Below are 13,726 nucleotides of genomic sequence, written 5' to 3'. Positions count from 1 at the left end.
GCCAAAGATGAAGAAGCAGACAGCCAAAATGCGTGATTTTCTCTCGACCGCCCGCACCTTGAACGAAGCCCTGCCTTACTTGCAGCGCTATCACGGGGCGATTGTGGTGATCAAATTGGGCGGTCATGCGATGGGATCGGATGAGGGGATGGCCTCATTCGCGCGCGATGTGATGCTGATGCGCACTGTTGGGGTGAACCCTGTGGTGGTGCATGGCGGCGGGCCAATGATCAATGAGATGCTTGAAAAGCTTGGCGTGACCTCCACCTTCACGCGCGGCAAGCGGGTCACAGATACCGCCACGATGGATGTTGTGGAAATGGTTCTATCGGGTCAGGTTAATAAGCGGATCGTGCAGGCGATCAACGCCGAAGGCGGGCGCGCAGTTGGTCTGTCGGGCAAAGATGCCTCGATGATCACCTGCACAATGGCCGACCCCGAACTTGGCTTTGTCGGCGAACCCAGTGAGGTAGACACGACCCTTCTGCGGCAACTCTTTGAAGCCGAGATGATCCCTGTGATTGCCCCCATCGGTGCAGATCGTGATGGTCACAGCTATAATATCAATGGCGACACGGCAGCGGGGGCTATTGCCGCCGCCCTGAAGGCAGATCGCCTGCTGCTTTTGACTGATGTGTCGGGCGTCAAAAATGCCGATGGCGAAGTGGTAACCGAATTGAGCGCCGCCGATGTTGAGGCCATGACCGAAAGCGGGGTCATTGCAGGCGGCATGATCCCCAAAACCGAAACGGCCCTGTCAGCCGTGCGCGCAGGCGTGCGCGCTGCCGTTATTTTGGACGGGCGCGCGCCCAATGCCTGCCTTTTGGAATTGTTCACGGATCACGGGGCAGGATCAATCATCCGCGCCTAGTTTCGCTTGCGCAGCGCAGAACAATCAGCGCAGGCTAAAGAATGAACCTGACCGACCTTTTACAAGGCGCGCATGCGCGGCACCTGCGCATTTTGGGGCATTTTGCCCCAGAGGACAGTCACGGCCTAGGCCATGAGGTAAAAACCGTGGTGCTTTTGGGGCCTGATGAGCCTCAGTTTTGGTCTGCGTTTGAAGACAGCGCCGAATATCGTGATGGCGCCCCTGACCCGATGGATCGCTGGTCTGCGCGGGTCATCGGTGACTGGGCCCGCGAGATTGGGGGAGAAGCCTATTTTCCCTTTGGTGGCCCACCCTATGCACCATTTTACCAATGGGCTTTGGCGACAGGTGCGGTATGGCCCAGCCCAATAAGGCTGCTCATCCATGCGCAATCAGGATTGTTTGTCTCCTTTCGCGGCGCACTTGGCTTGCCCTATGCGATACCTCAAGCGCCTGCCCAAGACCGCCCATGCGACAGCTGCACGCACCAACCCTGCCGCAGCGCATGCCCTGTCGCAGCTTTTGACGGATCGGGCTATGATACGATCCGATGCCACGACCATCTGAACACAATGGCGGGGGCAGATTGCATGACCAAGGGCTGCAGGGCGCGGCGCGCCTGCCCGATCTCACAAAACTTTGGACGCGTTGAGGCGCAATCACATTTCCACATGCGGAGCTTTCACCCATGACCCTGACGTTGATCTTAATACGCCATGCAAAATCAGATTGGGGCAATGCAGGGTTGGATGACCATGACCGCCCCCTCAATGCCCGCGGGATAGAGGATGCACCGCGCGTTGGAACATGGCTTGCGGCGCAGGGGTATCGGCCTGATCACGTGCTTAGCTCGACCGCAACCCGTGCTGTCGATACATGGGCGGCGATTTCCCGATGCCTCAGCGGTGCGGAAATCGAAGTTTCTTATACACGCGCGCTTTATCTCGCGATGCCGCCTGATATGCTGAATGTCATCAGGGCCAGTGAGGGCCGCACATTGGGCGTCATCGGGCATAATCCCGGTATTGGTAGCTTGGCGCGCTCGCTGGTGGCAACACAACCCCAACACGAGAAATTCACCCGCTACCCTACAGCCGCGACCTTAGTCGTGGACTTTAACGCAACATCTTGGGCCAATATAGAAATAGGCGCGGGGGTCGCCCGCGCCTTTATCACCCCGCGTGACTTGCCCTAAGCGGGATCAGTGCCCCAAGATTTGGCTCAAGAACAACTTGGTGCGGTCATTTTGCGGGTTGGTGAAGAACGGCTCAGGCTCGTTTTGCTCAACAATCTGGCCTGCATCCATAAAGATCACGCGATTGGCAACCTGACGGGCAAAACCCATCTCATGGGTCACGCAGAGCATGGTCATACCTTCTTCAGCCAATTGGATCATCGTATCCAAAACTTCCTTGATCATCTCAGGGTCAAGTGCCGATGTCGGTTCGTCAAACAGCATGATACGCGGACGCATACAGAGACTGCGCGCGATGGCCACACGCTGCTGCTGGCCCCCTGACAGCTGACCTGGATATTTATGCGCTTGATCGGGGATTTTCACCTTCTCAAGGAAATACATTGCCGTTTCTTCGGCCTCTTTCTTGGGCGTCTTGCGCACCCAAATTGGGGCCAATGTGCAGTTTTCCAAAATGGTCAAATGCGGAAACAGGTTGAAATGCTGAAAGCACATCCCAACCTCGGAACGGATTTTGTCAATGTTCTTGAGGTCATTTGACAGCAATGTGCCATCCACAGTGATGGAGCCCTTTTGATGCTCCTCCAATGCATTGATGCAGCGGATCAGCGTAGATTTCCCCGAGCCAGATGGCCCGCAGATCACGATACGTTCGCCGCTGTTCACAGTGAGGTTGATGTCCCGCAAAACATGGAACGAACCATACCATTTGTTCATATCGCGAATTTCAACCGCCACCTCATCGGTGACTTTCATCTGCGAACGGTTGATCTCACGATCTTGGATGGAGGGGGTGGCTTCACTCATATCGGCCTCTCCTTAATGACGATCTGTTGCGAGCTTGCGCTCAAGATATTGCGAATAGCGGGACATCGCGTAGCAAAACACAAAGAAGCAAAGCCCGATGAAGATGAACAATTCCCAGTAAATCCCATTCCATTCGGTCGTGGCGCGGATCGCGTTAGACAATCCGATTGGGTCAAGCAGACCTATGAACACCACGAGGGTTGTGTCTTTGAACAAACCGATAAACGTGTTCACGATGCCCGGGATTGAGATTTTCAAAGCCTGAGGCAGGATGATCAAGCGCATGGATTGCCAGTAATCCAAGCCCAGACTATCTGCCCCCTCATATTGCCCACGAGGCAGGGCGGCCAAACCACCGCGCACAACCTCGGCCATATAGGCAGCGGCAAAGAGCGTGACCATGATAATCACGCGGAGCATCAGGTCAAAATTCGTCCCAGGCGGCAGGAAGTAGTTCAACAAAAGCGATGCCGTGAACAGCCACACAATCAACGGAACGCCACGGATCACCTCAATAAAGATCACCGAGAATTTGTTGATGATGAACAAATCAGACTGACGCCCAAGCGCCAGCAAAATCCCAAGCGGCAAAGACAGAACAATGCCCGTGATCCCGATGATCAGCGCCAACATGAACCCGCCGAAATCCTTGGATTGAATATTTTCAATTCCAATGGGCAAAATGCCATCGGCCAGTCCCGTTAGTGGGGCAACCCCAAAGCGCCAATAGATCAGCGGCACAAGGATGCTCGCCAGGATGCCTGCCAAAGCCCCGAATTGCCGTGTGATCTGGCCATAGGCCAACCATGCCAAAACAAAGCCCAGAGCCGTCAGGATTGGCCCCCAAATCGACCCGCCCCATAACAGCCAGTAGCAAATGAAGGGCGACACGGCCGAGAAGATCGCCAATTTGCGGCCACCAAAGTTGAACATCACAGGCGCAACGGCGATGAAAAACACAATCAAAGCCACAACAGGGCGCCAATATGCATCGGCGGGGTAGAACCCAAAGAGAAGTTGGTTCCAACGCTCGCTCAAGACGGCCCAACAGGCGACATTGCGACCATCGGCGTAAAGCGCGTCACGCACCTCACGGCATTCACTCAGTGAATTTGCAGTCCAAATGCCATATGCGAACCATTGGAAAACATGGCTGACCACCCAATAGATCGCGACCAAAGACAGAATTGTTAGGATTGTATTGAGCGGGCCAGAGAACAGGTTTTCACGCACCCATTTCACCACGCCTGCTTCCGAGACAGGCGGGGCCTGCTCGGGCAGCATCTCGGTGCGCACATAAGAAACGGAGCTATTCGCAGAATTTGCCATCTCAGCGCTCCTTCAACTTAACGGCGTTGTTGTAGACATTCATCACGCCCGAAATGATTAGGGATGTGACCAAGTAAAAGACGCCCAAGAGGAGCATCCCTTCAAGCTCGCGGCCTGTTTGGTTGATCGTGATCCCACCCAAGGTAGACCGCACATCCATATAACCCACAGCAATCGCCAAGGAGGAGTTCTTGGTCAGGTTTAGATATTGCGAAATCAGGGGTGGAATGATCACGCGCAAGGCCTGCGGCAGGATCACCAAATTCATCGTGCGGTTGGGGCGCAGGCCCAAGGCAAAGGCTGCTTCAGTTTGCCCGCGTGACACCGCCAAAATCCCTGAGCGCACAATCTCTGCGATGAACGCACCCGTGTAGAGCGACAACGCAAACCACAAGGCAATCAGCGAGTTGCGCACCTGTAGGCCGCCCGTAAAGTTGAACCCACCCAATTCAGGCAACTGCAGCGTGACTGGCCCGCCCAGAATGAAGTAGAAAACAACCGAAGGCACAAAGAACAAAGCCGTAGAAATCCAGAACACAGGCAGGATTTGACCCGTTGCCTCTTGTTTTTTGCGCGCATAGCGGCGGAAGGCCCAAATGGCAAAGAGTGAAGCAAAAAACACAGCCACAAGCAGGGTTGAGCCCTCACCCCAAATCGGACGTGGGATAAAGATACCGCGATTTGTAATCGCGATACTGTCGAACAGGATCATGGACGCATCCCCGCCTTCGCGGAAATCGCGCGGCTGTGGGGTGGCTTCGGTCATGACGGCGAAGATCACAAGGATCCACAACAGCAACGGCACATTGCGGAACCCTTCTACATAAACCGCCATCAACCGCGCTACGATCCAGTTTTTTGACAGACGCAAAACGCCTGCGATCACGCCAATTATCGTGGCAAGAATACAGCCCAGAAAAGCGACAAGCAGCGTGTTTAATATCCCAATAATCGCAGCACGGCCATGGGTGCTGTCGTTGGAATATTCGATCAAGCGCTGGTTGATATCATAGCCTGCGCGCGACCCTAGAAAGCCAAAATCAAAATCTTTGCCAAGCGCGGACAGGTTTTGAACCGTGTTCCAGCCAAGCTGCCAAAGAAAGGCCATGATCGTAATGAAAGCGAATACTTGGATCGTCATTGAGCGATAACGACGATCGTAAATCAATTGACCCAAGCGGAAGGGTTCAGAACTTGGATCCGGTATCGAGGCCATGGCGGAATCCTGTCAATAAATCAGCGTAAAAAAGTTTGAGTGCGGCACAAACGGGTCGCAACACTTTCAGCGTAATTTTGGATATTAAAATAGAAGAAGGGCGCGAGAATGCCGCGCCCAACTTCCGTTCAGACCTTAGCGGAATGGTGGGGTGTAGAGCAGGCCACCATTAGTCCACTGCGCGTTCAAGCCGCGTGCCAGACCGATTGGGGTGCTTTCGCCCAAGTAACGCTCAAAGATCTCGCCATAGTTACCACCAGCAGAGATCGCGTTAACCGCCCAGTTTGCCTCAAGACCGAGCATCGCGCCGAGGTCGCCCTCAGTGCCAAGAATACGGTTGATTTCTGGGTTCTGACCAGGTGCAGCAGCCAATTCAGCAATGTTTGCCGAAGTGATGCCCAGCTCTTCAGCTGCGATCAAAGCGTTCAAAGACCAGCGAACGATGTCGCCCCACTCGTTGTCGCCGTGACGAACAAGCGGCCCGAGAGGCTCTTTAGAGATGATTTCAGGCAGAACAACGTGGTCACCTGGGTTCTCGAAGGTCGCGCGGGTTGCCGCAAGACCAGACGCGTCTGTGGTGTAAACGTCACAAGCGTTTGCGAGATACTGCTGCTGTGCTTCCGCGTTTGTTTCGATAGGCACGGGCTCGTAGCTCATGTTGTTCGAAGCAAAGAAGTCAGCCAAGTTCAACTCGGTGGTTGTGCCAGTCTGGATACATACGGTTGCACCGTCCAACTCAAGCGCGGAAGACACGCCCAAGGATGCAGGAACCATAAAGCCCTGACCGTCATAGTAGTTCACGCCCACGAATTCGAACTTCAGATCAACGTCACGGCTGAAGGTCCATGTGGTGTTACGTGCCAACATATCAACTTCGCCAGAGGCCAACGCGGTGAAGCGGGTCTGACCAGTGGTTGGAACGAACTCAACCGCCATTGGGTCGCCGAATACGGCGGCTGCAACGGCACGGCATACCGCAACGTCAAAACCTTCCCAAACGCCGCTGGCATTTGGTTCTGCGAAGCCTGTGAGACCTGTGGTCACACCACAGTTCATGCTGCCACGCGCTTTGACCTCATCAAGGGTCGACGCTTGGGACATACCCGCAGCCATACCAGCAACTGCCAGCGTAGCTAGGACTACAGATTTTTTCATATTTACCTCTTCCTATTGGACCGCCCTTTTGGGCTGTTTCCTCAATGGCCGTAAGACCACCTTCATGTGAGTGGCCCGCAGAAGCGAGCCAATGCCGCTTAATTGGGCAAAAATACCGCCCAAGGTCAAGGCTTGAAGCTAGGTTTACGAAACGTAAAGCCTAACTTTACAGCAGCCGTTCGTGGGATGCTTGCTGCTTAGGCAGATTACATATTCATTAAAAAACAAGGCCTCAACCTGCCACAAGGGCCTCGTGCCCGCCTGCAAGTCTGTAAAAATGTGCTGCGTGAAGAAAAGCGTCCTTTTTCTTCGCGGCCACATCCAAGGCTTCTTCGTCTTCGCCCCAAAGCTCTGCCTGAAAATTTTCATCGATTCGCGACAGATTCCATGCCTCTTGCGGCGAGAACTGGCCTTTCGCCACGGCAAGCCCCAATAGGGCTGAGCCAGAGATGGAAATCAGGTCATGCAATGCGGTCAAAGAAAAATTATCAAACTGCGAGAGAAGTTGATGCACCCGATCAAGGCTATCTTGCGGTTGCGGTACAGGCAAAACGCCGATTGTGACGATCAAGGGCGCGTTAAGCTCGCTTGCAGCCCAGTCCAAGACGGGTCGCCATCCCGCTTCTTGGCGTGTGGCCAATTCCTGTGGATGATCGGCCCTGTGACAGAGTAAATCTGTCTCAGCATAGGCCGCTAGCATCGCCACAACCTCTAGCTTTTGTGCGCTGACCTTATCAATCGCGGCATTTGCCGACCGTGTGACAGGCATGGTGAGGGGATTAATCTCTTCGGCTTGGGCCATCCATTCTGCTGCAATCGCCTCGGCCATGGTTTGGGTTGGCACAATCAGCGGCGCCTTAAGCGGTGTTTTGACGGCCCGTGTGTCCAAGTGAACCGTATAGCCACCTTCCACCGTTTCAACGCTGGCAGATGTCCAAAAACGGCGGGCTTTCCATTCGCTCATGTCAGGCTCCAAATTCGTTCAAGGGCAGCGGGCAAATCACCAAAGTGCTGCAAAATGGGGTCGGCCCCAGACTGCCGCAAATCCTCTACGCTGTGATACCCCCAAGAGACGCCAATAGCCTGTGCACCTGCGGCCTTCGCCATTTCGACATCATAGGTCGTGTCACCAATCACCACGGCCCGCGCGGCGGGCACATCACATTCAGACAAACAGGCCTTCAACATTGCGGGATGTGGCTTTGAGGGGTGATCATCGGCGACCTGAACGGAGGCAAAATAGGGTCGCAGCCCATGTTGATCCAAAATATGTTCCATCCCCCGCCGTGACTTGCCAGTTGCAATAGCCAAAACAAAGCGCGGGTCAGACTGCAGTTTCTCTAGAACTGACATCGCCCCCTCAAACAACGGCGACAAGGCCGCCCCATCCGCGCTGAGGCGCAAAGATTGAAAGGCCGCCTTATACCCTTCGACCAAATCGGCGCGCATCTCGGCACTATGATCAGGCGCAAGGCGCAGCATGGCCACGGGTAGCGATAGGCCTACGATTGACAAGGTCTGCGCACGGCTTGGCGCAGGCAAATCAAGGCCGCCAAATGCCGCCTCCATCGAAGCTACAATATGTGCCTGACTGTCGATTAACGTGCCATCGACATCGAAAATGATCAGATAAGGCGCAGTCATCCAAGCTCGTCATAAAACGGGTCAACGGGCACATCTTCGGCGCGCCAGTCGAACAATTCCCAAGTGCGGGCCATGTGATCAGGCAAGGCTGCGGTTAACGTTAGATCCCGTTTTGTGAAAGGGTGACGGAATTTCAGATAGCGCGCGTGAAGATGCAGTTTGCGGCTGATTTCACCCCCCAATTGCGCGCCCCATCCATCGCCCAAATTTTCCTGACTGCTGCCGCCATATTTGCCATCCCCCACGATCGGGTGGCCAAGCTCTGCGATATGGGCGCGCAGTTGATGGGTGCGACCAGTAATCGGCACCATCGCCACCCATGACACCCGCCCCCCAAGCGCAGAGAGCGTTGCATAATCCGTCTCGGCCCGCTTGGCCCCATCGGTGGTGGCGATTTCAGACGGATGAAGGCAGCGCATCTTTTCGCCTTCGCCCCCTTTGCCATGGCCTGCGGCCTTTACCAGTCCAAACTTGATTTTGCCCATTCGGGGCAAAGGCGCGCCTGCAACGGCGGCCCAGTAAATCTTGCGCGTCTCACGATGGCGAAAGGCATCGGTGAGGGCCTGCGCGGCTTGCCTGCTGCGCGCCAAGAGCAAAACGCCCGATGTGTCCTTATCCAAGCGATGAACAAGGCGCGGCTTATCCTCACCCTCGCGCGCGAGACAGGTCGCCAAAGCATCAACGTGCCGCCCCCCTTGCCCGCTGCCGCCTTGTGTGGGCAAACCTGCGGGTTTGTTAATCGCAATCAGATGATCATCTTGATAGAAGACCGTGCGGCGCATCATCGCGGCATCCGCGTCCGAGATGGCCGATTTCTGCACCCGCGGCGCGCTAAGCGCATCTTCGGGCATTGGGTCAGGCAAGGGGGGAATGCGCACCTCCTGCCCAGATTGCAGGCGTGTTGCGGGTTTCACGCGCCCACCATCGACACGGATTTCACCTTTACGGCACATCTTCTCAATGCGGCCTTGCGGGATATGCGGGAAAAGGCGGCGGAACCACCGATCAAGCCGCTGGTCCGCATCTGCATCTGCGACAGCCAAAACCTGAACACCCGTCATGGCAGCGCCACCCGTGTCAGCATCAACCCCAAGAAAATCGCAACGAGAGACAGGATGACTGAGCCCAGAATATATGCCGCCGCCAACCCTAAATCGCCCCGCTCATAAAGCGTGATGACCTCAAGCGAAAAGGAAGAAAATGTTGTAAACCCGCCCAAGATCCCCGTCATGACGAAAGGGGATAAATGGGTCAGCCCGCGCTGTGCGGCAAGACCCACAAAAAGACCCATCAATAAAGAGCCAAGGATATTGACCGATATCACCCCAACAGGAAACGCGGTCTGCCCAAGCGCACGATGTAGACCCACGCCAACGAGATAGCGCAGCGATGCACCAATCGCGCCCCCAAGGGCCACCTGAAAAACTGTCCAAATCATGGGTGGCTCTTTCTGCCCCTGCCTGTCTGTTGTCAACCAAAAGCCGCGGCACGGGTCACTCATCGCGGTTTCGGTCGCGCCTAAGCTTCGCAAAATATGCCACCCGCTTTCCAAGATCACGCTCAAACCCACGCTCTACAGGTTCATAGAAACTGGGGCGCGTGATTGTATCGGGAAAGTAATTCTGCCCAGAAAACCCATCTTCTGCATCGTGATCATAGGCATAGCCTGCGCCATAGCCCTGCTCTTTCATCAGCTTTGTTGGGGCGTTTAAGATATGCTTTGGAGGGGCAAGTGACCCTGTCTGCGCCGCCAATTTACGCGCGGCCTTATAGGCGACATAGGCGGCATTCGATTTTGGCGCGAGGGCCAGATAGATCACAGCATTGGCCAAGGCCAGCTCACCCTCGGGCGAGCCCAAACGCTCGTAGCTTTGCCACGCGGCCAAACACACCTGCTGCGCCTGTGGGTCAGCAAGGGCAATATCCTCTACCGCCATACGCGTCAGACGGCGCGCCAAGAACCGCGGGTCTTCGCCCCCCTCCAACATGCGCGAGAACCAATAGAGAGCAGCGTCTGGATCAGACCCGCGAATGGATTTGTGCAAAGCAGAAATCAGGTTGTAATGGCCATCGCCCGACTTGTCATATTGCGCGGCGCGGCGCTGTAGTCGCACAGAGAGCGTGGCCGCGGACACCCCCGCATGGTCGGGCCATGCAGCCACCTGTTCGATGAGGTTCAACATGGCACGCCCGTCCCCATCGGCCATGGCAATGAGGGCCGCTTGAGTTTCTTCAGGCAAGGCCAAATCGCGCACCAATTCGCGCTCAGCCCGTGCCAAAAGGGCGCGCAGGTCGTCCTCGCTAAGACGGTTCAAGGTGAGAACCTGCGCGCGAGACAGCACAGCGGAATTGATCTCAAAACTGGGGTTCTCGGTCGTGGCCCCCACTAACAAGATTGTGCCATCCTCCATCAGGGGCAAAAAACTATCTTGTTGGGCTTTGTTAAAGCGGTGGATTTCATCCACGAATAAAAGCGTGCCCTGCCCCGCTTTGCGGCGCAGCTTTGCGGCATCGAATGTTTTGCGCAGCTCCGCCACGCCTGAAAAAATCGCGCTGATCTGTTCAAACTGGAAATCCGTCTCGCGCGCCAAAAGCCGTGCAAGCGTGGTCTTGCCCACGCCAGGTGGCCCCCAGAAAATCAACGAGGACAGCGCCCCGGCATCCAACATCAACCGCAAACTGCCCTCAGGCCCTAGCAAATGCTGCTGACCAATCACATCCTTCAACTCGGACGGGCGCACACGATCTGCCAAGGGGCGCATAGCCTGCGCCTTTGGGGAGGGGTCTGGATCAGATTGAAAGAGATCACTCATGGCCAAAGCCTAGCCTTTGCAGAGGCAGAGGAAAATCCCCCATGCGCGGTCGTGCAAAAAGAAAACCCCCCGCGATTGGCGCGAGGGGTTTTCAAAACTATTCGCAAAAGAGTTGCGCTTATTCAGCAGCCGCTTCTTCTGCAGCAAGGCGGGCACGATCTGCGGCACCTTTTGCTTCGGGATCACGATCCACGAATTCGATGATGGCCATTGGCGCCATGTCACCATAGCGGAAACCCGCCTTGAGAACGCGCACATAGCCGCCCTGACGCTCCGCATAGCGGGGGCCGAGAACTTCGAACAATTTCTTTACATGGGCGTCTTGCTTCAACGCAGCAGCCGCTTGACGGCGTGCGTGCAAGTCACCGCGCTTGCCCAATGTGATCAGCTTCTCAACCACACGGCGCAGGTCTTTCGCCTTAGGCAGGGTGGTTTTGATCTGCTCATGCTCAATCAATGAGCCAGCAAGGTTCGAGAACATCGCTTTGCGGTGTTCATGGGTTCTGTTCAGACGGCGATAGCCAGATCCGTGACGCATGGTTAAATCTCCTTCATTTCATGCTTTGTCCGAGAGCCGTGCGTTGCGTCTCTCTCCTTATTGGGGCGGGATGCCCGGGGGTGCGAGAGGCGCGCATCACGCGCGCCCCTTGCGAAATCAAAAATTGTCTTCGTATTTCTTAGCCAGCTCTTCGATATTGTCTGGCGGCCAATCAACGATATCCATACCCAAATGCAGGCCCATACCAGACAGAACTTCCTTGATCTCGTTCAAGGACTTGCGGCCAAAGTTTGGCGTGCGCAGCATCTCGGCTTCGGTTTTCTGGATCAGATCACCGATATAGACGATGTTGTCATTCTTCAGGCAGTTTGCAGAGCGAACCGACAATTCCAACTCGTCCACCTTCTTGAGGAGCAACGGGTTGAATTCGAGATCATCATCATCATCCTGACGACCTGCGGCTTCTGGCTCGTCAAAGTTGACGAAGATCTGCAATTGATCCTGCAAGATACGTGCAGCATAGGCCAAGGCATCCTCAGGGGTGACCGAGCCATCTGTTTCCACTTTGACAGTCAGTTTGTCGTAATCGAGAACCTGACCTTCACGGGTCGGCTGCACGTCATAGGATACTTTCTTGACGGGCGAATAGATCGCGTCAATCGGGATCAGACCAATTGGCGCATCTTCCGGGCGGTTCTTATCTGCAGAGACATAGCCTTTGCCCGTGTTCACCGTCAGTTCCATGAAGAAATCCGCGCCGTCATCCAAGTGACAGATCACGTGATCCTTGTTCAGAACTTCAATACCTGCGCTTTCGGAAATGTCGCCTGCGGTGACAACCTTAGGCCCTTTTGCGGTCACGGAAAGGCGCTTTGGCCCCTCAACTTCCATGCGCAAGGCCACGCCTTTGAGGTTGAGAACGATATCCGTCACATCCTCGCGCACACCGGCGACCGAGGAAAACTCGTGCAAGACGTTGTCGATCTGCACAGATGTGATGGCCGCGCCTTGCAGCGAGCTCATCAAAACGCGGCGCAGCGCGTTGCCAAGCGTCAGACCAAAGCCACGCTCAAGCGGCTCGGCAATCGCAGTTGCCTTGCGCGCAGGGTCGGTGCCAGGGTTTACAACCAGCTGGGTTGGCTTGATCAGTTCTTGCCAATTCTTATGGATCATTGTGGAGCCTCCATTCCTGTCGCTGACCGATCCAAGGCCAGAGACGCTCGAGGATCAAATAACCACTCAGGCCGCGTGACGCGCACGCGGCCCAAGAAAAATCGCATTTGTCACACGCGGCGACGCTTTGGCGGGCGGCAGCCATTGTGCGCGATTGGGGTCACGTCACGAATAGACGTGATCTGGAACCCAACAGCGGCCAAAGCACGAAGTGCGGATTCACGACCAGAGCCTGGCCCCTGCACTTCGACTTCGAGTGTTTTCACACCATGTTCCTGTGCCTTGCGGCCCGCATCTTCTGCGGCCATCTGCGCGGCATAGGGGGTGGATTTACGGCTGCCCTTGAACCCCATCGTGCCCGCAGACGACCAAGAGATCGCATTGCCCTGCACGTCAGAGATCAGGATTTTTGTGTTGTTGAACGAGCTGTTCACATGCGCCACACCAGCGGCGATGTTTTTACGTTCTTTGCGTTTTACGCGGGTCTTATCACGAGCCATTTATCTGCCTCCCCTTACTTCTTCTTACCCGCGATTGCCTTTGCAGGCCCCTTACGGGTTCGCGCGTTGGTGTGGGTGCGCTGACCGCGCACAGGCAGGTTGCGGCGATGACGGAGGCCACGATAGCACCCCAAATCCATCAAACGCTTTACGTTCATCTGAACTTCACGGCGCAAGTCACCTTCTACGGTGAAATTCGCATCGATATGTTCACGAATTTTCAAGACTTCGGCGTCAGACAATTCATTCACGCGGCGCGCAGGGTCGATCCCCACGGCTTCGCAGATTGAATATGCAGATGATTGGCCAATGCCAGTGATATATGTCAGCGCAATAGGAACGCGCTTGGCTGTGGGGATGTTGACCCCTGCGATACGTGCCACTTATCTTTCCTCTCGTTGCGGTTCCGTAGCCCCAGAACCTTTTTTCACAACCAAAAGGTCTTGCTGCAAAAAAGCCGCAAGACCTTTTTCGATTTATCAGGCGGCATCCGCCCGATGATTCCCTTCATGGGAAGCCTGCGC

General features: G+C 55.4%; 16 protein-coding genes. 3 read left to right on the top strand and 13 right to left on the bottom strand.

What is annotated here, in order from left to right:
* Nucleotides 1-7 precede the first annotated feature (7 nt).
* Genes argB through AAC621_RS07945 form a run of 3 tightly spaced genes read left to right on the top strand, consistent with a single transcriptional unit; the run spans nt 8 to nt 2,066 of the window.
* Nucleotides 8-871, top strand: coding sequence for an acetylglutamate kinase (gene argB, locus AAC621_RS07955; protein WP_340254064.1), 864 nt, complete (start codon nt 8-10; stop codon nt 869-871).
* 41 nt (nt 872-912) lie between these two features.
* Nucleotides 913-1,563 (top strand): ferredoxin, encoded by a 651-nt coding sequence (locus AAC621_RS07950; RefSeq protein WP_340254062.1) that lies wholly within the window; start codon nt 913-915, stop codon nt 1,561-1,563.
* Nucleotides 1,560-2,066: a SixA phosphatase family protein gene (locus AAC621_RS07945; RefSeq protein ID WP_340254059.1), complete on the top strand. Its 507-nt coding sequence runs from the start codon at nt 1,560-1,562 to the stop codon at nt 2,064-2,066. Before AAC621_RS07950 ends, AAC621_RS07945 begins: the two co-directional genes overlap by 4 nt.
* 6 nt (nt 2,067-2,072) lie before the next feature.
* Here AAC621_RS07945 and AAC621_RS07940 read toward each other — a convergent pair whose 3' ends face one another.
* The 13 genes from AAC621_RS07940 to rpsM form a co-directional block, all read right to left on the bottom strand.
* On the bottom strand, nt 2,073-2,873 hold the full coding sequence (locus AAC621_RS07940) for an amino acid ABC transporter ATP-binding protein (protein WP_340254056.1): 801 nt from the start codon (nt 2,871-2,873) through the stop codon (nt 2,073-2,075).
* Between the two features lie 12 nt (nt 2,874-2,885).
* Nucleotides 2,886-4,202 (bottom strand): amino acid ABC transporter permease, encoded by a 1,317-nt coding sequence (locus AAC621_RS07935; RefSeq protein ID WP_340254054.1) that lies wholly within the window; start codon nt 4,200-4,202, stop codon nt 2,886-2,888.
* 1 nt (nt 4,203) lies between these two features.
* Nucleotides 4,204-5,418 carry an amino acid ABC transporter permease gene (locus AAC621_RS07930; RefSeq protein WP_340254051.1) on the bottom strand — a complete coding sequence of 405 codons (1,215 nt, stop codon included), beginning with the start codon at nt 5,416-5,418 and terminating at the stop codon, nt 4,204-4,206.
* A gap of 135 nt (nt 5,419-5,553) precedes the next feature.
* On the bottom strand, nt 5,554-6,573 hold the full coding sequence (locus tag AAC621_RS07925; protein ID WP_340254049.1) for an amino acid ABC transporter substrate-binding protein: 1,020 nt from the start codon (nt 6,571-6,573) through the stop codon (nt 5,554-5,556).
* A gap of 232 nt (nt 6,574-6,805) precedes the next feature.
* Nucleotides 6,806-7,537, bottom strand: a complete 732-nt coding sequence (locus AAC621_RS07920) for an ATP12 family chaperone protein (protein ID WP_340254046.1) — start codon at nt 7,535-7,537, stop codon at nt 6,806-6,808.
* Nucleotides 7,534-8,217, bottom strand: a complete 684-nt coding sequence (locus AAC621_RS07915; RefSeq protein WP_340254043.1) for an HAD-IA family hydrolase — start codon at nt 8,215-8,217, stop codon at nt 7,534-7,536. The genes AAC621_RS07920 and AAC621_RS07915 overlap by 4 nt, the downstream gene beginning before the upstream one ends.
* On the bottom strand, nt 8,214-9,278 hold the full coding sequence (locus AAC621_RS07910; protein ID WP_340254041.1) for an RluA family pseudouridine synthase: 1,065 nt from the start codon (nt 9,276-9,278) through the stop codon (nt 8,214-8,216). Before AAC621_RS07910 ends, AAC621_RS07915 begins: the two co-directional genes overlap by 4 nt.
* The gene (crcB, locus tag AAC621_RS07905) at nt 9,275-9,655 is read right to left on the bottom strand and encodes a fluoride efflux transporter CrcB (RefSeq protein ID WP_340254038.1); all 381 of its coding nucleotides are present in this window, start codon (nt 9,653-9,655) and stop codon (nt 9,275-9,277) included. The genes AAC621_RS07910 and crcB overlap by 4 nt, the downstream gene beginning before the upstream one ends.
* Before the next feature lie 55 nt (nt 9,656-9,710).
* The gene (locus AAC621_RS07900; protein ID WP_340254035.1) at nt 9,711-11,030 is read right to left on the bottom strand and encodes a replication-associated recombination protein A; all 1,320 of its coding nucleotides are present in this window, start codon (nt 11,028-11,030) and stop codon (nt 9,711-9,713) included.
* A 118-nt stretch (nt 11,031-11,148) separates the two neighbouring features.
* A complete protein-coding gene (rplQ, locus tag AAC621_RS07895) occupies nt 11,149-11,568 on the bottom strand; it encodes a 50S ribosomal protein L17 (RefSeq protein WP_317657430.1) in 420 nt (139 codons plus the stop codon).
* A gap of 117 nt (nt 11,569-11,685) precedes the next feature.
* Nucleotides 11,686-12,702 carry a DNA-directed RNA polymerase subunit alpha gene (locus AAC621_RS07890; RefSeq protein WP_317657429.1) on the bottom strand — a complete coding sequence of 339 codons (1,017 nt, stop codon included), beginning with the start codon at nt 12,700-12,702 and terminating at the stop codon, nt 11,686-11,688.
* A gap of 110 nt (nt 12,703-12,812) precedes the next feature.
* Entirely contained in the window at nt 12,813-13,202 is a 390-nt protein-coding gene (rpsK, locus tag AAC621_RS07885; RefSeq protein WP_317657428.1) for a 30S ribosomal protein S11, read from the bottom strand.
* Nucleotides 13,203-13,216: 14 nt separating this feature from the next.
* Nucleotides 13,217-13,585, bottom strand: coding sequence for a 30S ribosomal protein S13 (gene rpsM / locus AAC621_RS07880; protein WP_317657427.1), 369 nt, complete (start codon nt 13,583-13,585; stop codon nt 13,217-13,219).
* Nucleotides 13,586-13,726 lie beyond the last annotated feature (141 nt).

This window comes from Roseobacter sp. HKCC-CH-9208 (assembly GCF_037805125.1).
Lineage (GTDB): Bacteria > Pseudomonadota > Alphaproteobacteria > Rhodobacterales > Rhodobacteraceae > M30B80.
Note: the sequence above shows the minus strand (reverse complement) of the source record. Positions and strands in the feature narration are given on the sequence as shown.

What these genes read in the sequence shown, in the direction of transcription:
- argB (WP_340254064.1), top strand. Translation starts at nt 8, where the DNA reads ATGAAGAAGCAGACAGCCAAAATGCGTGATTTTCTCTCGACCGCCCGC.
- AAC621_RS07950 (WP_340254062.1), top strand. Translation starts at nt 913, where the DNA reads ATGAACCTGACCGACCTTTTACAAGGCGCGCATGCGCGGCACCTGCGC.
- AAC621_RS07945 (WP_340254059.1), top strand. Translation starts at nt 1,560, where the DNA reads ATGACCCTGACGTTGATCTTAATACGCCATGCAAAATCAGATTGGGGC.
- AAC621_RS07940 (WP_340254056.1), bottom strand. Translation starts at nt 2,873, where the DNA reads ATGAGTGAAGCCACCCCCTCCATCCAAGATCGTGAGATCAACCGTTCG.
- AAC621_RS07935 (WP_340254054.1), bottom strand. Translation starts at nt 4,202, where the DNA reads ATGGCAAATTCTGCGAATAGCTCCGTTTCTTATGTGCGCACCGAGATG.
- AAC621_RS07930 (WP_340254051.1), bottom strand. Translation starts at nt 5,418, where the DNA reads ATGGCCTCGATACCGGATCCAAGTTCTGAACCCTTCCGCTTGGGTCAA.
- AAC621_RS07925 (WP_340254049.1), bottom strand. Translation starts at nt 6,573, where the DNA reads ATGAAAAAATCTGTAGTCCTAGCTACGCTGGCAGTTGCTGGTATGGCT.
- AAC621_RS07920 (WP_340254046.1), bottom strand. Translation starts at nt 7,537, where the DNA reads ATGAGCGAATGGAAAGCCCGCCGTTTTTGGACATCTGCCAGCGTTGAA.
- AAC621_RS07915 (WP_340254043.1), bottom strand. Translation starts at nt 8,217, where the DNA reads ATGACTGCGCCTTATCTGATCATTTTCGATGTCGATGGCACGTTAATC.
- AAC621_RS07910 (WP_340254041.1), bottom strand. Translation starts at nt 9,278, where the DNA reads ATGACGGGTGTTCAGGTTTTGGCTGTCGCAGATGCAGATGCGGACCAG.
- crcB (WP_340254038.1), bottom strand. Translation starts at nt 9,655, where the DNA reads ATGATTTGGACAGTTTTTCAGGTGGCCCTTGGGGGCGCGATTGGTGCA.
- AAC621_RS07900 (WP_340254035.1), bottom strand. Translation starts at nt 11,030, where the DNA reads ATGAGTGATCTCTTTCAATCTGATCCAGACCCCTCCCCAAAGGCGCAG.
- rplQ (WP_317657430.1), bottom strand. Translation starts at nt 11,568, where the DNA reads ATGCGTCACGGATCTGGCTATCGCCGTCTGAACAGAACCCATGAACAC.
- AAC621_RS07890 (WP_317657429.1), bottom strand. Translation starts at nt 12,702, where the DNA reads ATGATCCATAAGAATTGGCAAGAACTGATCAAGCCAACCCAGCTGGTT.
- rpsK (WP_317657428.1), bottom strand. Translation starts at nt 13,202, where the DNA reads ATGGCTCGTGATAAGACCCGCGTAAAACGCAAAGAACGTAAAAACATC.